Here is an 18,237-nt window from a genome sequence, read left to right as displayed (position 1 = left end):
GTGGCAGGAGTGGCGGGACCGGAAGGCCCTCTCTTACACCACACGATGATCGTGGTCGATGTGCCGACCACGACGGGGCGGAGCGCGGGGGTCGCCCTCCGCGAGGACGTCCGCGCGCTGGTCCGGGACTCCTGCGAAGCGGCGGGCCTGCCGTGGGATGACGAGTCGGTGGAGGACGCGGGCGACTCCCTGCTCGTCCTCGTGCCGGCGCACGTGTCGAAGGTCGCGGTCGCGGAGACGTGGGTCGCGGCCCTGGCGAGGCTCCTGCGGCGGCACAACGCGGCTCGTGCCGGGGATGACCGGATCGGCATCCGGGTGGCGCTCCACGCGGGCGAGGTGCTCTACGACGCGCGCGGCAAGACGAGCCCGGAGCTGATCGCCGTCCACCGCCTCGCGGACTCGACCGCCCTGAAGGCCGCGGCGAGGACCTCGCCTCACGGCCTGGTCGTCATAGTCTCGGACTGGTTCTTCGACGAGGTGATCAGGCACACCACCCTGATCGGCGACTTCCGGCGGGTCCAGGTGCAGGTGAAGTCGTTCGCCGCCAACGCCTGGGTCCGGGTCGTCGGCCGGTCCGGCACGGAAACCGCGCCGCCGGGGGCGCGCACCGATTTCGCGGTCGTGCACGAGGCGCGGGACGCGGAGTGGGCCGAGTCGATCGCCGCCCTGCTCACCGGGGCCGGCTACTCCGCCGAACTGGAGACCCGGCTCCTCGGCGCCCCCTCGGCCGGCGGGGCGCCCGCCTCCTTCGACCACGTCGACCACCTGGTCGTCGTCGTGTCGCCCAACCTGCCGGAGCCGGCCGCTTCCGCCCTGTCGCGGTGGCGTGGCCGGACCACGGCCGTCGAGGTGGCCCGGGGCGGGCCCACGAGGTCGTTCGCGCGCCGGGTGAGCGTGGTCGACCTGGGCTTCGCGGAAGTGGGCAAACTTCTGCTCCGCGCGCTGACCACGCCCACCACCACCTCCGGGTTCACCCTGGTGGCCCGGAACGGCGCGGCTGCCGCGTCCGGCGGGGTCTTCCAGGCCCGTCGCGTCCGCGACGTGCAGGCGGCGCCGACCCTGGTCATCGTCCACGCGATCCCGGACGAGGCGTTCGCCGGGGAGTTGGCGGAGGCCCTGCGCCCGCTGGTCTCGGAACACGTGCTCGGGTGGATCACCACCCGGGCGGTCTCCGAGGCGAACCTCGACCTCGACGGCCACGTGGACGCGGGGGTGCGCGTCGCCGGCCTGGTGCTCGTCGTGGTCAGCCGCGACCTGCTCGCCGTCCAGTACGGGGTGAGCCGGGAGTTCCGCGTGGCGGTGGACCGGCACCACGCGCGGCTCTCGGCGGTCCTGCCCGTCGTGTACCGCCCGGCGGCGTGGGAGGAGCAGTTCGGGTCCCTGCCACCCCTGCCGACCGGTGGTCGCCCGGCCGTGGACTGGCCCAGGCTCGACGACGCGGTCCTGAGCGTCGTGGAGGGCGTGCGGTTCACCTGCGAGCAGTTGCGCGGCGGGCCGCCGAGACCGGTCGCCGGGGGTCGGCCGCCCGCGCGCCGGGGGTTGAGCGAGGTCTTCACCGAGACCGGTGTGCCCACGGTGACGTTCGTCGAGCCGGACGACTTCGCCGAGTTCCGGGAGCGCCTGCGCCAGCCGGGGCTGGGCATCGTCCTGGAGGGGCCGTCCGGGATCGGCAAGACCACGATGCTGCGCCGGGCCGTGGCCCTGGACCCGGACCTGGCCGGCACCAGGGTCCTGAGCGCTCGCGACCCGCGCGACCTGCCCGTCATCGAGGCGCTGCCCGAGCGGCACGAAGGGCTGGTCGCGGTGGACGACTTCCAGCGGTTGCGGCCGGAGGTCCAGGCCCGCCTGGCCGACCACCTCAAGCTGCTGGCCGACCTCGGCTCGGCCGACCGGCGGCTGGTCCTGCTGGGCATCCCCGGCACCACGCGCTCGCTGGTCTCGATCGGGTGGGACGTGGCGACGCGCATCAAGGTGTTCAAGTTGCGCAACGCGGTGGAGGCCCTGGTGGTGCGGTTGATCGAGCAGGGCGAGGAAGCGCTGAACATCGAGTTCGACCGGAAGGCCGAGATCTCCCGCACCGCGGCGGGGAGCCTGCTCACCGCCCAGATGCTGTGCTGGCAGATCGCGCTGACGGCCGGTGTCCGCCACACCGAGCCGAGCCGCCGGGTGATCCACACCGAACTGGGGCACGCGCGGTCCAAGGTGACCGAGCGGTTGGAGCCCAAGTACCACGACGTGGTGCTCGACTTCATCACCAGGGACCGGGCGGACGAGGCCGTGTGCGTCGACCTGCTGCTGGAGCTGGCCAAGACCCAGGACGGCATCCTCAAGCTCGACGGGCGGCGCACCGAGCTGTTCGAGGACCACCACGACGACCACCTGTTCCACGACCCGCGTTCGCGGCGGCTGGTGGTCGACGACCCGCAGTTCCTGTTCTACCTGCGGCAGCTGCGCCGCGACGAGCTGCTGGACCTGGCCGGCAAGCGGCTGCCGGCACCGCGCGACCAGGTTTTCGTCTGCTACAGCCACCGGGACGCCCACTGGCTCCAGCGGCTCCAGGTGCACCTCAAGCCGCTGGAACTGGACCTGTGGTCGGACCGCCGGATCGAACTGGGCGACCGGTGGCAGCGGGAGATCACCAAGGCGCTCGCCCGCGCCAAGGCGGCGCTGGTGCTGGTCAGCGCCGACTCGCTGGCCTCGGACTACATCAACTCGGTCGAGCTGCCCGCCCTGCTGGCCGCCGCCGAGACCGGCGGGTGCCGGGTCGTCCCGGTCCTGGTCGGGCCGAGCACGTTCCACCGCACCCCGGCGCTGAGCCGGTTCCAGGGCGTGCCCGCGACCACCACGTTGACCGAGCTGCCGGCGCACGACGCCGAGCGCGTGCTGGCCGAGCTGGCGGGCGACCTCGCCGAGTTGTTCGCTTAACGCTCGGCGTCCGCCCGCGCCCACAACGCCTCCAGCGCCGCGTTCACCTCGTCCGCCCGCTGCACGTGCGGGTAGTAGCCGGGCACGGTGAGCAGCTCCGCGCCCACCCGCCGGGCGATCTCGCGGCCGGCGGCGATCAGGGGCTCACCGGCCAGCCGCCGGTACTGCTCGGGCGCGCCGGCCCAGTCGCCCAGCACCACCAGGACCGGCCACCCGGCGGCGGCCAGCGGCCCCAGGGGCACGTCGGCGTCCCAGCACGGCCGTTCGCCCATGGTGGTGCGGGCCGCGCGCAAGCGCTCCGGCGTGGGTTCGGGCGCGGCCAGGCCCACGGCGCCGGTGGACAGGCGCAGGTAGTCCTCGGGGCTCAGGTCGGGCGCGGCGGCGGTGGCCGCGCGGGCGCGGGCCAGGGCTTCGGCGACCACCGGGTGGTCCTCGGCGGGGCGCAGCGCGCCGGGCTGGACCAGGCACAGCGAGCGGACCAGGTCGGGGCGGGCGGCGGCGGCGAGCATCGCGGCCACCGCGCCGTAGGAGTGCCCGACGAGGTGGGCGCCGTCGCCCAGCAGGGGGATGACGTCCTCCGCGTCCACGGCGTAGTCGCTGCGGTGGGGGCCGTCGAGGTCCGGGCTCTCGCCGTAGCCGCGGCGGTCCACCAGGAGCAGCCGCCTGCCGGCCGCCAGGGGCCGCTGGTTGCCGAAGCCGTAGTCCTCGTCGTCGCCCCAGCTGAGCACGCCGTGCAGGAACACGGCGGGCGGTGCGTCGGCGGGGCCTTCCACGACGGTCGCGCGCACGGGGGTCATGCGCCCAGTCAAGCGGATCCCGGGCCGCGACGGGCGCGAACCCGACAGGTCCCGGGCCGACCTCAGGCCGCGATGAGGCCCGAACCCAGCGCCACCGCGCCCGCCTCGGTGAGGCACGCCGCGGCCCACTGCCCCGGCTCCACCGGCACGACCGGCTGGATCAGGCCCGCGTGCACCAGCGCACGGGCGGTGACCGGGTCGCAGAACGGCAGGGCGTCGACCCGCACGTCGGGCTCGGCGTTCCCGGTCAGCTCGACCCGGTTGGCGGCGGTCGCGCGCAGCAGGGCGACCTCGCGCCCGGACAACTCCGGCATCTTCGACACCTCCGTGGGGAACGACGGCCGCGCGGGCGTCCGCGGTTCACACCTGGGACGCCCCCGTCCCGGCCGCCGTTCCCCTTCGCCTCGTCTTACCCCGCGGCTCTCGCGCCGCGCCGTTCCGCCGCGTCCAGGACCAGCCTGAGCCACTCGGCCTCGTCCACCGCGCCGTCCGCCGCCACCCGCCGCAGCCGCATCCACAGGCCCGCCTCGGTCCACTCCTGGAACCGCCGGTGCACGGTGGGCACGGTCACGCCGAACGTGGCCGGCAGGTGCCGCCACGCGCAGCCGCTGGTCAGCACGAACACGATCGCGGTGAAGATCGCCCGGTCCGACACCCGGCCCCGGCCGCCGCCCTGCCTGCGCACCTTCGCCGGCGGGATGAGCGGTTCGACCGCCGCCCACAGCGACGGCGGCACCAGGCGCACGGCCAACTGCTCGATCACGTCGGCGTGCGGGGGTCGGGGCGGCGCTTCAGGCGCCCGGCGCACCCACGGCTCCTGCCTCTGGGCGTCGCCGCGCTGGCGGGCGCGCAGCAACGTGGCCAGGGCGGCGTCGTCGGCGCGCCGCGGCGCGACCGCCGGGTACGCGTGTTGTTGCACCTGCCGGGCGATCTCCGCCCCGACCGTTCGGCCGAACGGCTGCACGGGTCGTACGTGGTTGGTCATCGGGTCCTCCGCCCAGGACGTCGTGATGCCAATCACGCTAGGAACAGCGGCGCCCCCTGGTAAGACGACGCGCGACGAACGGGAGCGGTGCAGCGTCACGCGGCCACCCGGGCGCCGCCGAACGGCCCGCGGCGAGCGACGAGCGGATGAGCGGTCACTCCCCGAGCCGCCGCGCCGGCGATACCCTCGACAGGTGACCACCCCGCCACGCCTGCTCGCCACCAGCGACCTGCACGTCACCTACCAGCAGAACCGGCAGTTCGTCGACGCGATCCACCCGCGCTCACCGGACGACTGGCTCATCGTCGCCGGCGACGTGGCGGAGAGGTTCGACGACGTGGAGTGGGCGCTGGGCCTCCTGCGCGCCCGGTTCGCCCGGGTGATCTGGTCGCCGGGCAACCACGAACTGTGGACGACGAAGGACGACGCGGTGCAGGCGCGCGGCGAGGTGCGCTACAAGCAGCTGGTCGAGCTGTGCCGCAGCATCGACGTGCTCACGCCCGAGGACGAGTTCGCGGTGTTCGAGGGCGCGGGCGGGCCGGTCGCGGTGGCGCCGCTGTTCACGCTCTACGACTACACCTTCCGGCCCGCCGGGACGACGGACAAGGCGTCGGCGCTGGCCGCGGCCCAGGAGGCCGGTGTCGTCTGCACCGACGAGTACTTCCTGCACCCGGACCCGTACCCGAGCCGGGAGGCGTGGTGCGCGGCGCGGGTCGCGGAGACCGAGCGGCGGCTGGGCGCCGTCGACCCGTCGCTGCGGACGGTGCTGATCAACCACTGGCCGCTCGTCCGGGACCCCACGTTCGTGCTGCGCTACCCCGAGTTCGCCCTGTGGTGCGGCACGGAGCGCACCGCGGACTGGCACCTGCGGTTCCGGGCGGCCGTCGCGGTCTACGGCCACCTGCACATCCCGCGCACCATCCGCAAGGACGGCGTGCGCTTCGACGAGGTGTCGCTGGGCTACCCGAGGGAGTGGCAACCCCGGGGCTGGACCGCGGCGCCGCTGCTGGACGTGCTGCGCGAGGGGGACTCCCGGTGATCACGGACCTGCTGCCGCCGCCGATCTCGGCGTTCGACGTCTTCGGCGACCCCGACGGGGTGGTGCTGTTCCCCGAGGAGGAGGAGCACGTGGCCAAGGCGGTGGACAAGCGCCGCCGCGAGTTCGCCACCGGTCGGCACTGCGCGCGCGCCGCGTTGGGGGCCCTCGGCTTCCCGCCCTCGCCGCTGCTGCCCGGCCCCAAGCGCGAGCCCACGTGGCCCGCGGGCGTGGTCGGCAGCATCACGCACTGCAACGGCTACCGGGCGGCGGCCGTCGCCCGGGCCGACCAGGTGCGCGCGATCGGGATCGACGCCGAGCCGAACGAGCCGACGCCGGACGGGGTGCTGGGCGCCATCGCGCTGCCCGCCGAGCTGGCGCAGGTGGACCGGCTGCGGGGGTCCGGCGACAAGGTCGCGTGGGACCGGCTGCTGTTCAGCGCGAAGGAGACGGTCTACAAGGCGTGGTTCCCGCTGACGCGGCGGTGGCTGGGTTTCGAGGACGCGGAGCTGACCATCAACCCGGACGACGGCACGTTCATCGCCCGGATCCTGGTGGAGACCCCGGTCGTGGACGGTGTCGCCGTAACGGGTTTCACCGGGCGCTGGCTGGCCCGCGAGGGGTTTGTGGTCACCGCGATCGCGGTACCCGCGCGCTGATCCACCGGCTTGGAGGCGGGCAATGGGCGACGACGTCGGGCGGCACGAGTTCACCCGCGAGGACCGAACGCGCTACCGGACGAAGGTGCGCCGCTGCCTCGACGTGTTCGCCCGGATGCTGGGCGAGTCCCGGTTCGAGTTCAACCGGCCCATGACCGGGCTGGAGATCGAGCTGAACCTCGTGGACGACGCCGGTGACCCGGCGATGCGCAACGCCGCGGCGCTGGAGGCCATCGCCGACCCCGACTTCGTCACCGAGCTCGGCCAGTGGAACCTGGAGATCAACGTCGCGCCGCGGCAGCTGACCGGGGGCGGGATCACCGAGTTCGAGTCGGTGGTGCGGGACTCGCTCAACGAGGCCGACCGCAAGGCGCGCGACGTGGACGCGCACATGGTGATGATCGGCATCCTGCCGACGCTCCAGGCCAAGCACATGGCCGTGGAGGCGCTGTCGGGCAACCCCCGGTACGCGCTGCTCAACGAGCAGGTGCTGGCGGCGCGCGGCGAGGACCTCCAGATCTCCGTCGAGGGCGTCGAGCGGTTGCAGATGACGGCCGACTCGATCGTGCCCGAGGCGGCGTGCACGTCCACCCAGTTCCACCTCCAGGTGTCGCCGGACTCGTTCGCGTCGTACTGGAACGCGGCGCAGGCGATCGCCGGCGTGCAGGTGGCGGTGGGCGCGAACTCGCCGTTCCTGCTCGGCAAGGAACTGTGGCGGGAGACGCGGATCGCGTTGTTCCAGCAGGCCACCGACACGCGCAGCGACGAGCTGAAGGAGCAGGGCGTCCGGCCGCGGGTGTGGTTCGGCGAGCGGTGGATCACGTCCATCTTCGACCTGTTCGAGGAGAACGTGCGCTACTTCCCGGCGCTGCTGCCGATCTGCGACCCCGAGGACCCGGTGCAGGTGCTGGAGCGGGGCGACACGCCGTCGCTGGCCGAGCTGCGGCTGCACAACGGCACGATCTACCGCTGGAACCGCCCGGTGTACGACGTGGTGCGGGACAAGCCGCACCTGCGGGTCGAGAACCGGACCCTGCCCGCCGGGCCGACGGTCGTGGACACCCTGGCGAACGGCGCGTTCTACTACGGCCTGGTCAAGGCGCTGGCCGAGGAGGAGCGGCCGCTGTGGTCGCAGATGTCGTTCAGCGCGGCGGAGGAGAACTTCACCGCCGGTGCGCGCAACGGCATCGACGCGCAGGTCTACTGGCCGGGGCTGGGCACGGTGCCGGTGGTCGAGCTGGTGCTGCGCCGGCTGCTGCCGATGGCGCACGAGGGCCTGGTGCGGCTGAAGGTGGAGGCCGCCGACCGCGACCGCCTGCTGGGGATCATCGAGCAGCGGTGCCTGAGCGGGGTGAACGGCGCGACGTGGCAGGCGCGGGCGTTCCACCGGCACTACGACCACACGGCGCTGGACCGGCCGGAGGCGCTGCGGCGGATGCTGCGGACCTACCGGGACCTGATGCACTCGAACGAACCGGTGCACACCTGGCCGGTGAACTGAGCGGGGGGAGCGGCGGGGACGGGTCCCCGCCGCTCCCCCGTCCGGAGGTCGGCTGGTCGGAGGTCAGCTCGTCGGGAAGTCGTCCGGCGTGCGCATCCGCTCGCGGATCCACTGGCCCGCGGGCTTCAGCACCGACGTGCCGGCGAACGAGTTGCCGGCGCACGTGCCCTCCTTGAACACCGCGCCCGACCGGAAGTCGTCGGAGAAGTTCCAGTTCGTCCAGCCGATCTTGTTGGCCGCCAGGAAGTCCAGGTACTTCTGGCTGTACGCGAAGTCGTTGGCCCCGTCGCCGGTGTAGGTCTGGGTGCCGAACTCGGTCACGAAGATCGGCAGCCGGGCCGCCGCGCGGGTCAGGGCGTTGAAGTACTCGTCCTGGTGCGACGCCGCGTAGAAGTGGAACGTGTACATGAAGTTCGTGGCGTTGATCGGGTTGTTGACGATGTCCTGCTCGGACCGGCCGTCGGAGATGCCGAGCGAGCCCCAGCCGTGGGTGCCGACGAAGACCACGCCGTCCGGGTCCTGGGCGCGGATGACCGGGATCATCTGCTCCGCGTAGGACTTGATGGCCGACCACGCCACGCCGTTGGGCTCGTTGGCGATGTCGTAGATGATGTTGGTCTTGTCGCGGTGCCGCGAGGCGACCTCGGTGAAGAACGTGCGGGCCAGGGCGAGGTTGGCGTTCGGGTCGCCCGGCGACAGCTGGTGCCAGTCCACCAGCGCGTACAGGCCGCGGCGGGTGGCCTCCTCGATGTAGCCGTGCACCAGGTCGGTGAACCTGCGGGGGTCGGTCTCGTAGCCGCCCTCCTGCACGTACATCGAGATCCGCAGGACGTCCGCGCCCCAGTCGGTGGCCAGGGCGTCCAGGGACGCGGGCTTGACGCACTGCGCGTACCACTGGATGCCGTGCGTGCTCATGCCGCGCAGCTGGATCGGCTTGCCGTGCTTGTTGCACAGCTTGGTGCCGCACACGCGCAGCTGCCCGTTCACGTCGGCGGGGCGGCCGGGCGGCGGGCTGCCGGCGGTGACGTCGAGCCGGTCGAGGTTGGGGCCGCCCGCGGCGGTGGTGGCGGCGACGCGGACGCGGTTCACGCCCGCCGCCAGGGTGACGTTCGCGGTGGCGGTGCGCCAGGTGCTCCACGCGCCGGTGCCGGCGAACGCGACGCCGCTCGCCTGGGCGGTCCCGTTGACCGAGATGGTCATCGGGCGGTTGGTGGTGGTGCCGTTGGCGTACCGGAGGGCCAGGGTGGCGGGCCCGGCCTGCGCGGTGACGGTGAACTCGACGTGGCTGCCGGGCGCGTTGTCGTAGTTGACGAAACCGCCGCCGGTGTAGCCGGCGTGGTTGGACTCGACCACGCCGCCGGAGACCGACGCGCCTTCGGCCTGGTGCTCGGTGGTGGCCAGGGCGGTCGGGGTCGAAGCGGCCGGTGCGGCCGGTGCGGTCTCGGCCGGAGCGGCCTGCGCCCAGGGCGCGGGCGCGGCCAGCAGGGCGGACGCGGCGACGGCCGCGAGCCATCGGGGACGGGGTGCCACGGAGGTGCCTCCCACGGGTCTCGGGGGTGAACACGGCGGCGGCCGATCAGTTAGGAAAGTTTCCTATCTGTTGTCGGGGATCACAGCATCCCCGCGCGCCCCCTGTCAACGGTCCGCCCGGTGGCGTCCCCGAACCGGTCGGTACCGGTACCGGCGTCAGTAGTCGTCGCCCCCGAAGAAGGTCTCCTCCATCCGGTCCGCCGTGCCCGCGAGCAGCGCCAGGGGCTCGGTGAACTCGTGGATGTCCAGGTGCGAGAGCGGCAGCGAGTGCCGCAGCACGACGTGGTCGCCCATGACCGCCGCGCCGCAGGCGATGGTCGAGTTGCCGACCTCGGTGAGGAACGCCCTCAGGTCCACGTTGGCGGCCAGGCCGATCGGCGAGGCGATCTGCACCCACTCGTGCTGCCGGTCGAGCACCTCGCGGACCAGGATGATCACCTGGGTGCGCTCGTCGTCCTCGTCGAACTGCTCGAAGTTGAACAGGATGCGGATCTCGTCCTCGTTCTCCGAGATCACGTCGTAGGTGTCGTGGACGTACGCGGCGAGGTCGCCCCAAGTGGCCATGTGATCACCCTACGGGCGCGACGGCCGCCCACACCGCGTCGGCGACGAGACGCGTCGAGGACTCCAGGTCGAAGCCGTGCGCCAGGTACCGCCGGGCGCACTCGTGCGCGGGCCCCATCACCACCGGGTCCAGCGCCCACAGCGGCACGGCGCGCAACTCGCCCGCCGCCATCCGGGCCGCGAACCAGCGCGCCACCGGTTCGAACGCCCCGAGCTTCACCGCGGGGTCGGCGGAGTGCGGTGCGGCGTAGAGGAACCGGGCCCGACCCGGATTCCCGACCACCCACTCCAGGTACCGCGCCACGACGGCGCGCACCGCGCCCTCCGCGCCCTCGACCTCCAGCGCGGGCGTCAGCGCGGCCATGCAGTGCGCGAAGCTCTCCCCGTACAGCACCGCGAACAGGCCCGCCCGGCTGCCGAAGTGGTGGTAGACGCTGCCGTTCGACACCCCGGAGCGGGCGGTGAGGGCGCTGATCGTGACCGCTTCCGGCCCTCCCCCGGCGACCAGCGCGAGGGCCGCGTCGAGCACGGCCCGCCGACTAGTCGATCTCACACGGGCTAGAGTACCGCTCTAGAGCGCCGCTCCAGAGGAGGACACCGTGGCCCGCTCCATCCCCGACCTGCTGCGCGAACGGGTGCGAGCCACCCCCGACCGGGAGGCCCTGCGCCGGCGCGACGGCGACGCGTGGACGTCGATGACGTGGGCCGAGGTCGGCGAGGAGGTGCGCCGGCGCGCCCTGGGCTTCCGGCAGCTCGGCGTGCGTGACGAGGCCCGGGTGGCGATCATGGCCGGGACCAGCGTCGACTGGGTCCTGACCGACCTGGCCGTGCTCGCGGCGGGCGGCGTGACGACCACCATCTACCCGAGCAGCACGCGGGAGGTCGTCGCCCACATCGTCCGCGACTCCGGCAGCGTCCTCGTGGTGGCCGACCCCGGGCTGGCCGACCGGGTCGACGCGGAGGTCGTCCCGATCGACCGGGTCCCCGACGGGGAACCGGGGGGCGACTACGACGCCATGGTCGACGAGCTGACCCCGGAGCGGCTGGCCACGCTCATCTACACCTCCGGCACCACCGGCACGCCCAAGGGCGTGGAGCTGACCCACGACAACTGGCTGCACACCGCCGAGGCCATCGACGAGCTGGGCGTCCTCGGCCCCGAGGAGCTGCACTTCCTGTGGCTGCCGATGTCCCACGCGTTCGGCAAGGTCCTCCAGGTCGGCATGATCGCCACCGGCACGCCCACCGCCGTCGACGGCGAGGTGGACCGGATCGCGGCCAACCTCGCCGAGCTGCGCCCGACCGTGGTGGCCGCCGCGCCGCGCATCTTCGAGAAGATCCACCAGAAGGTGGTCGCCTCGATGCGCGAGGCGGGCGGCGTGAAGGCGAAGCTGTTCGAGTGGGCGCTCGACGTCGCCGAGCACCCGTCGTGGTCGCTGCGCAACAAGATCGCCGACAAGCTGGTGTTCGGCAAGCTGCGGGACCGCGTCGGCGGCCGGATCAAGTACTTCATCTCCGGCTCCGCGCCGCTGTCCCTGCCGGTCGCGGAGTTCTTCGCGAAGGCGGGCATCACGATCCTGGAGGGCTACGGCCTCACCGAGTCCTCCGCCGCGTCGTTCGTCAACCGGCCGGGGTCGAACAAGCTCGGCACGGTCGGCCGCCCCCTCGCGGGCACCGAGGTGCGCATCGCCGAGGACGGCGAGGTGCTCATCGGCGGGCGCGGGATCATGCGCGGCTACCACAACCTGCCCGAGGAGACCGCCGAGGCGCTGGACGGCGGCTGGCTGCGCACCGGTGACGTCGGCGAGCTGGACGGGGAGGGCAGGCTCCGGCTCACCGACCGCAAGAAGGAGCTGATCAAGACCTCCGGCGGCAAGTACGTGGCACCGCAGGCGGTCGAGGGCCTGATCAAGTCCCACAGCCCGTACATCGGCAACGTGCTGGTGCACGGCGACCAGCGCAACTACTGCGTCGCGCTGGTCACCATCGACCCCGAGACCGCGCCCGCCGACCTGGACGCGGACGCCGAGGTCGGCCGCGCCGTCGAGGCCGCGAACGCCGGGCTGGCCCGGCACGAGACGATCAAGCGGTTCGCCGTGCTGCCGGAGGACTTCAGCGTCGAGGACGGCACCCTCACCGCGAGCCTGAAGATGCGGCGCAAGGAGATCGAGAACCGCTACCGGGACGTCCTGGACGGGCTGTACCCGGGCTGAGGCGCGGGCGCGGGCGGCGCCACCCTGGTCGCCGCCGCGCCGCACGCGATCGCCCACACCCCGGCCACCAGCACCGCGACCACCTCGGTGAGCACCAGCACGCGCTCGACGTAGCCGAGGGGGAACACGCGCCACCACGACCTGCCGGTGACGGCGTTGACCAGGATGGCGTACAGCAGCGGGGTGAAGGTGAGCGCGGAGAGCAGGCCGAACCGGAACGTCCAGCGCGCGTAGGCGCCCCACGCGGCGTCGCGCACCCAGGGCCGGGCCAGCAGCACCATCGCGATCGGCAGGCTGATGAACGCCAGCAGGCTGCCGAAGCGGTGGATGCTGCCGCTCAGGCTCGGGCCGATCGACCAGTCGTTCTTGGGGAAGACCACGACCAGGGCCAAGCCGACCGACCACGCGGCGAACGCCAGCGCGCCCGCCGAGTGCCACCGGGCCATCCCCCTCCTGACCAGCACCGCGAGGATCGTCAGCGAGCCGAGCACCAGCAGCACCACCCCGGTGTCGAACACCCGGCGGTGCGGCCCGAGGGCGTACTCGCTGATGGTGCGGCGCAGGTGGTGGGTGGACTCGGTCAGCCGGAGCAGGTCGAGGCCGCCGATCAGGACCACGGTCAGCACGACGGCGGCAGCGCCGGCGAGGGCGGCGTAGCGGGCCGGGGAACGGGTCGGCGCGAGTTGAGCGGTCAGCACACCGGACGAAACGGACCGTGACCGGCGGGAGTTCCGGTGTTCAGCGAATCGACAGCTTCGACAGGTAGTCGCCGCGCGACTCCTCGATGTCGCGGGTCAGCGCCAGCAGCTCGGCGTCCGCGCCCGCGCCCAGCTCCGCCCTGGCCACGGCGGCGGACTCCTCGAAGTGCTTCCGCAGCAGCACGCGGGCCTCGGCGTCGAACTCCGCGCCGGTCAGCCGGTCGGCCGCCTGGAACTCGTCCCGCGTGATCATGCCGGGCATGTCGTGGCCCTCGTGCTCGCCGAGGTAGCTCAAGCCGGCCCTGGTCAGCACGCCGTGCAGCCGGGTCAGCTCGCCGCGGTGCCCGACGCCCGCGCGGGCGGCCAGCTCGGCCAGCGCCGGGTCGCCCGAGCGCGCCCGCACCGCGTCCAGCAGCGGCAGGGCCGACTCGGCCTGCGGGATGGCCAGCTGCGCGTAGGCGGCGTCGGTGGGGCTCAGGCCGCCGGTCGTCGACGGCATGGTCGGCGTCGTCGTGGCAGGTGGCTGGGCAGCGGGTGGCGAGACGGTCGTCGGCGCCGGTTCGGCTCCGCACGCGCCCAGCACGACCATCGCGCCGACCAGGGAAAACAGGACCGTCAACCAACGCACGAGCACTCCCGGGGACCGTGAGCGCGTGGACGGGCTAGCCGGACTGGCGGACCACGAGGGTCGGGGCGAACACGACGGAGCTGATCGGGCGGTCCGGTCGCTCGACGCGCTCCACGAGCAACCGGGCCATCTCGGCCGCCATGTCCTCCACTGGTTGCCGCACCGTGGTCAGGGGCGGGTCGCACTCGACCGCGGGGCTGCTGTCGTCGAACCCGACCACCTTCACGTCCTCCGGCACCCGCAGGCCCCGGTGGCGCAGCACCGGCAGCGCGCCCGTGGCCATCAGGTCGGAGGCGACGAACAGGCCGTCGAACCCCTCGCCCAGCGGCCCGCGGCCCGCCACCAGCCGGCGGGCCGCCGCGGCGCCGCCCTCGCGGGAGAAGTCGCCCTCGACGACCAGGGGCTCGGGCAGGCCGTGCCGGGCCACCGCCTCGCGGAAGCCGCGCAGCCGGTCCTGGCCGGCGGGCGCCTCCAGCGGGCCGGTGACGGTGGCCACCCGGCGGCACCCGCGCGCCACCAGGTGGTCGACGGCCAGCCCCGCGCCCGCGGCCTGGTCGACGTCGACGTAGGTGATCGACATCGGCCGGACCGGGCGCGCGGCCAGCACGACCGGCAGGTTCGACTCGGTCAGCAGGCGCGGCAGCGGGTCCGCGTCGTGCGTGTGGATCAGGATCACGCCGTCCAGCCTGCGCTGCCGGACGTCGTCGACCACCTCCTGGTGGCCGCCGGGATCGGTGGTGGTCAGCACCAGCTGCACGCCCAGCGGCCGGATCACCGGCAGCACACCGCTGACCACCCGACCGAAGTACGGGTCGTGCAGCGTGCGCCCCTCGTCCGGCAGGACGAGCCCGATCGCACCCGCCCGCCGGGTGACGAGCGAGCGCGCCGCGCGGTTGGGGGCGTACCCGGTGGTGGAGATCGCCTTCTCCACCACCTGGCGCAGCTCCCGGTCCACCGTGGCGACCCCGTTGACGACCCGGGACACCGTGGCCCGGGAAACACCCGCGACCCGCGCGACCTCTTCCAACGTGACTGGTCTGCGGTCCACGTCCGCCTTTATACCGGGCGGTGCGGCCCCACCTCCGTGGAACCGCACCCCCGGCGTCACTGGTAGACGCGGACGTAGTCGACCAGCATGCGCTGCGGGAAGACCGTGGTGGCGTCCGGCGGACCGGGCCACTCACCGCCCACCGCGTTGTTGAGCAGGATGAAGAAGGGCTTGTCGAACACCCACGGCCCGCGGGTCGCCTCCACCGTCGCCTTGTCGATGGTGAGGACCGTCACGCCGTCGATGCTGAACGTGATGCCCCGGCTGTTCCAGTCGGCCCGGAACAGGTGGAACGCGTTCGCGTAGTCCTGGCCGATGTCGCGGACCTGGCCGATACCGCCCCCGCCGAAGTAGGCCGGGCCGTGGATGGTCTGGTACGCGGTGTTCGGCTCGCGGCCGAGGTGCTCCATGATGTCGATCTCACCGCTCGCGGGCCACGGCGTGCCCTTGAAGATGTCGGTGCCGAGCATCCAGAACGCGGGCCACAGGCCCTTGGTGCCGGACACCTTGATCGACGCCTCGAAGCGCCCGTAGGTCCAGGACGCCTTGCCCTCGGTGATGATGCGCGCCGAGGTGTACTGGCACGTGCCGCTGCCGCTGACCGGGTCGACCGGGCACGCCGAACCCGGCGTGACCTCCCGCCTGGCCTCCAGCACCATGTTGCCGTTGCCGTCGGTGGCGGCGTTGCGGTTGTCGGTGTAGTACTGGAGCTCCGCGTTCTGCCCCGTGCCGACCTCCGGGCGCCACTTGCTCGCGTCCGGCCGCGTGCCCGCGGGGGCGTTGAACTCGTCGCTCCACACCAGGCGCAGCGGGTTGCCCGGGTCCGGGGCCTGCGGCGGTGGCGGCGTGGGGCTGCCGCCGGTGCCGTAGACCTGGAACTCCCACAGCGAGTACCCGTACGGACCGCTGCGCTTGGTCAGGTTCACCCGGACGTAGCGACCGGTGCCCGCGACGTCCAGGGTCTGCTTGAAACCCGTGCCCGTCGTGGTGGTGTGGACCGTCGTCCAGCCCGACCCGTTCTCCGAGGTCTGGACCTGGAACCCGGTGGCGTGCGCCGGGTCCCACTGGAGCACGACCCTGGTGATGCGGGCGGTCGCGCCCAGGTCGACCTGGATCCAGCCCGGGTCGACCCAGCCGGTGGTGGGGCTGGTGGCCCACCGGGTGGCCGGGTTGAAGTCCGTGACCTTGGCCGGCGTGCAACCCGGGCACGCGCCGTCGTCCTGGAACGACGAGGCGGTCGCGGGCTTGTTGTACGACAGCAGCTGCTCCTGGCCGCCGGGGGACCCGCCGCTGGTGTCGACGCGGACGGCGAACTCCCACAGCGACACGCCGTACTGCGTGGCGCGCGCCGTGGTGTTCAGGCGGAGGTAGCGGCCGGTGCCGGTGAAGGCGAGGTTCTGCACGCCCCCCGCCCCGGTGGTGGTGGAGAACACCGTGGTCCAGGCGTTGCCGTCGGCGGAGACCTGGACTTGGTAGGCCGTCGCGTAGGCGGCCTCCCAGTTCAGCGTCGCGCCGCAGACCTGGCGGGTGACGCCCAGGTCCACCCTCAGCCACTGCGGGTCGGCGAACGCGCTGGACCAGCGGGTGCCCGGGTTCCCGTCGACCGCGGAGGCCGCGACGAACGGGCCCTCCACCGACGACGCCGCCACCGGTGCGTTGAGCGCCGCGTTGGCCGTGCCGCACTCGGCCGCCTGCGCGGTGACCGGGACGAGCAGCGGCAGGACCAGCGCGGCCACGGCGATCAGTCGCTTCACGACGGGCGGCCGTCCGCGCCGCACTTGATGATCGGGTTGATGCAGTCGCGCACCCGGCGGGCCAGCTCGGCCTCCGGCCACGCGTTGAAGAAGTCGCCGTGCATGGTGTAGCCGGGTCCCGAGGCCAGCCGGAAGCCGGCCGGGTTGCCGCTCGCCGGGTAGCGCAGCACCTGGCGGAGCTTCGGCACCGGCACCGGGTGGGACGACGGGCAGTTGCCGGCGACCGGGTACGACATGTGGGACTTGTGGTCGGCGGAGTCCAGGTCACGGCCGTTCCAGCACTGCGGGAAGTCCAGGTAGGACTCCAGCATCGTGCCGGACGGGCAGTTGACGAAGTCCTTGGACGAGCCTACGTGGCCCGCGTGCAGGCAGGACCACCGGGCGTTGGAGCTGGGGTCGTTCACGCCGGTGGCCTTGGCGTTGCCGGCGATCATGCGCAGGCCCAGCGGGAACGGCTGGATGCGCGCGGTGACGTCCGGGTTCACGCCCTCGCCGAGGTAGTAGAACGTGGTGCCGGTCGGCTCCACGGGCTGGTTGTTCACGTACAGGGTGGGCACCCAGTACGAGGACAGGTCGATGCCGGGGTTGCAGCTGCTCGTGCCCGCGAGCAGGGACTGGGTGGTGCTGCGGGCGTTGGTGCTCCGGTTGCCGAAGAAGCTGTGCATGTGGGAGGCGCCGGGCAGGTTGGGGAAGACGATCGGGTCGTCGGGCAGGCGGTGGGTGTACGGGCACTCCGCGAGGAACTCGGCGACCCGGACGACGTTGGCCCCGACCTCCCCTTGCGGTGCGGCGGATCCGGGCACGGTGACGAGGGCGAGACCGCACACGGCCGCTGCTGCGGAGGCGATGACCGTGACCATGCGACGCCATCGGCGAATGGTGGGGATCACGACTCCCCTTTCGTAGAGTTACGAGTGGGTTTCGGGAGAGCGCTCTCACAACGGAACGTAAGCTCACCCCCTGTATCAGTCAAGGAAAGAACCCAGTTCCGGTCAGACCGTAACCACTCCCCAGAGAGCGCTCTCTGACCCGAACGCAGAACTCACCGCCCCTGACCGTTCGACACGGTAACCCTGGACGTACGACACGGTCGCCTCGAACGTACGACTCGCGCGTCTCGAACGTACGACTCGCGATGCCTGACCGGAGGACACGCGATGCCTGACCGGAGGACACGCCGGGTGGGAGCGCTTTCACCCGGCGTGTCCTCCGGTCGGACATCACGAGTCGTCCACTCAGGTCGCGCGAGTCGTACGTTCGGGACCGGTGAGTTCTTCACTCGGGAGTAGGTCAGAGGGCGAGGGCGGCGGGGAGGCCGGTGGGCGAGGCGGTCGGCCAGGCCAGGGGGTCGGGGCCCAGGGTCGCCAGTTCGGCCACCTGGAGGGTGCACCAGGGGGAGATCGGGCGGACGCCCGCGAGGACGGCCGGGGCGAAGTCCGACCAGGGGACCCACTCGAAGGAGTCGACCTCGTCCGGGTTGGGCGCCGGGTCGGTGGTGACCCGGCCGCGCAGGACCGGGCACATCTCGTTCTCGACGACGCCGTTGTCCATCTCGGCCCGGTAGCGGAACGCGGGCAGCACCAGGTCCAGCGAGACGTCCGCCAGGCCCAGTTCGTCGTGCAGGCGGCGGGAGGCGGCGGGCAGCAGCGCCTCGCCCGGCGCCGGGTGGCCGCAGCACGAGTTGGTCCACACGCCGGGCCACGTCTTCTTGTGCAGCGCGCGCCTGGTCAGCAGCAGTCGGCCGGCGTCGTCGAACAGGTAGGACGAGAACGCCAGGTGCAGCGGGGTGGACGCGTGGTGCACGGAGGCCTTGTCGGCGACGCCGATCCCGGCCCCCTGCTCGTCCAGGAGCACGACTTGTTCCACGCGCCCACCCTGCCACACGGGCGATCACCCCGC

General features: G+C 72.9%; 16 protein-coding genes and 1 pseudogene. 5 read left to right on the top strand and 12 right to left on the bottom strand.

What is annotated here, in order from left to right:
* The first annotated feature begins 45 nt into the window (after nt 1–45).
* The gene (locus ABD223_RS26385) at nt 46–2,925 is read left to right on the top strand and encodes a TIR domain-containing protein (RefSeq protein WP_344039208.1); all 2,880 of its coding nucleotides are present in this window, start codon (nt 46–48) and stop codon (nt 2,923–2,925) included.
* Here the strand turns inward: ABD223_RS26385 and ABD223_RS26380 are convergent.
* The 3 genes and pseudogenes from ABD223_RS26380 to ABD223_RS26370 all read right to left on the bottom strand — a co-directional run.
* Nucleotides 2,922–3,722, bottom strand: a complete 801-nt coding sequence (locus tag ABD223_RS26380) for an alpha/beta fold hydrolase (RefSeq protein WP_344039207.1) — start codon at nt 3,720–3,722, stop codon at nt 2,922–2,924. The two genes, ABD223_RS26385 and ABD223_RS26380, sit on opposite strands and share 4 nt — an antisense overlap.
* A gap of 62 nt (nt 3,723–3,784) precedes the next feature.
* A complete protein-coding gene (locus tag ABD223_RS26375) occupies nt 3,785–4,036 on the bottom strand; it encodes a hypothetical protein (RefSeq protein WP_344039206.1) in 252 nt (83 codons plus the stop codon).
* Between the two features lie 107 nt (nt 4,037–4,143).
* Nucleotides 4,144–4,485 (bottom strand): annotated as a pseudogene (locus ABD223_RS26370) (transposase); the annotation flags it as partial.
* A 415-nt stretch (nt 4,486–4,900) separates the two neighbouring features.
* On the opposite strand from ABD223_RS26370, the gene ABD223_RS26365 reads away from it, so the two are divergent.
* From ABD223_RS26365 to ABD223_RS26355, 3 genes are read left to right on the top strand one after another with little or no spacing between them, the layout of a single operon-like run.
* Nucleotides 4,901–5,746, top strand: a complete 846-nt coding sequence (locus ABD223_RS26365) for a metallophosphoesterase family protein (RefSeq protein ID WP_344039205.1) — start codon at nt 4,901–4,903, stop codon at nt 5,744–5,746.
* Nucleotides 5,743–6,402 (top strand): 4'-phosphopantetheinyl transferase family protein, encoded by a 660-nt coding sequence (locus ABD223_RS26360; RefSeq protein WP_344039204.1) that lies wholly within the window; start codon nt 5,743–5,745, stop codon nt 6,400–6,402. Before ABD223_RS26365 ends, ABD223_RS26360 begins: the two co-directional genes overlap by 4 nt.
* Nucleotides 6,403–6,424: 22 nt before the next feature.
* Nucleotides 6,425–7,903, top strand: a complete 1,479-nt coding sequence (locus ABD223_RS26355) for a glutamate-cysteine ligase family protein (protein WP_344039203.1) — start codon at nt 6,425–6,427, stop codon at nt 7,901–7,903.
* Between the two features lie 63 nt (nt 7,904–7,966).
* Here the strand turns inward: ABD223_RS26355 and ABD223_RS26350 are convergent, their stop codons facing one another.
* The 3 genes from ABD223_RS26350 to ABD223_RS26340 all read right to left on the bottom strand — a co-directional run bounded on the left by ABD223_RS26350 (nt 7,967) and on the right by ABD223_RS26340 (nt 10,550).
* A complete protein-coding gene (locus tag ABD223_RS26350) occupies nt 7,967–9,433 on the bottom strand; it encodes a cellulase family glycosylhydrolase (protein ID WP_344039202.1) in 1,467 nt (488 codons plus the stop codon).
* A gap of 156 nt (nt 9,434–9,589) precedes the next feature.
* A complete protein-coding gene (locus ABD223_RS26345; RefSeq protein WP_344039200.1) occupies nt 9,590–9,997 on the bottom strand; it encodes a hypothetical protein in 408 nt (135 codons plus the stop codon).
* A gap of 4 nt (nt 9,998–10,001) precedes the next feature.
* The gene (locus ABD223_RS26340) at nt 10,002–10,550 is read right to left on the bottom strand and encodes a TetR/AcrR family transcriptional regulator (RefSeq protein ID WP_344039199.1); all 549 of its coding nucleotides are present in this window, start codon (nt 10,548–10,550) and stop codon (nt 10,002–10,004) included.
* Nucleotides 10,551–10,596: 46 nt separating this feature from the next.
* On the opposite strand from ABD223_RS26340, the gene ABD223_RS26335 reads away from it, so the two are divergent.
* Complete coding sequence (locus ABD223_RS26335) at nt 10,597–12,210, top strand: AMP-dependent synthetase/ligase (protein ID WP_344039198.1); 1,614 nt, start codon at nt 10,597–10,599, stop codon at nt 12,208–12,210.
* Here ABD223_RS26335 and ABD223_RS26330 read toward each other — a convergent pair.
* The 6 genes from ABD223_RS26330 to idi form a co-directional block, all read right to left on the bottom strand.
* A complete protein-coding gene (locus ABD223_RS26330; RefSeq protein WP_344039197.1) occupies nt 12,174–12,908 on the bottom strand; it encodes a DUF998 domain-containing protein in 735 nt (244 codons plus the stop codon). The two genes, ABD223_RS26335 and ABD223_RS26330, sit on opposite strands and share 37 nt — an antisense overlap.
* A gap of 40 nt (nt 12,909–12,948) precedes the next feature.
* The gene (locus tag ABD223_RS26325; RefSeq protein WP_344039196.1) at nt 12,949–13,536 is read right to left on the bottom strand and encodes a DUF305 domain-containing protein; all 588 of its coding nucleotides are present in this window, start codon (nt 13,534–13,536) and stop codon (nt 12,949–12,951) included.
* Between the two features lie 34 nt (nt 13,537–13,570).
* Nucleotides 13,571–14,584, bottom strand: coding sequence for a LacI family DNA-binding transcriptional regulator (locus tag ABD223_RS26320; protein WP_344039195.1), 1,014 nt, complete (start codon nt 14,582–14,584; stop codon nt 13,571–13,573).
* A gap of 56 nt (nt 14,585–14,640) precedes the next feature.
* A complete protein-coding gene (locus ABD223_RS26315) occupies nt 14,641–16,338 on the bottom strand; it encodes a discoidin domain-containing protein (protein ID WP_344039194.1) in 1,698 nt (565 codons plus the stop codon).
* Nucleotides 16,335–17,228, bottom strand: coding sequence for a DUF1996 domain-containing protein (locus tag ABD223_RS26310; RefSeq protein WP_344039193.1), 894 nt, complete (start codon nt 17,226–17,228; stop codon nt 16,335–16,337). Before ABD223_RS26310 ends, ABD223_RS26315 begins: the two co-directional genes overlap by 4 nt.
* Nucleotides 17,229–17,628: 400 nt before the next feature.
* Nucleotides 17,629–18,204: an isopentenyl-diphosphate Delta-isomerase gene (idi, locus tag ABD223_RS26305; RefSeq protein WP_344039192.1), complete on the bottom strand. Its 576-nt coding sequence runs from the start codon at nt 18,202–18,204 to the stop codon at nt 17,629–17,631.
* Nucleotides 18,205–18,237: the final 33 nt, after the last annotated feature.

This window comes from Saccharothrix xinjiangensis, from assembly GCF_039527585.1.
GTDB classification, from domain to species: Bacteria; Actinomycetota; Actinomycetes; order Mycobacteriales; family Pseudonocardiaceae; genus Actinosynnema; species Actinosynnema xinjiangensis.
Note: the sequence above shows the minus strand (reverse complement) of the source record. Positions and strands in the feature narration are given on the sequence as shown.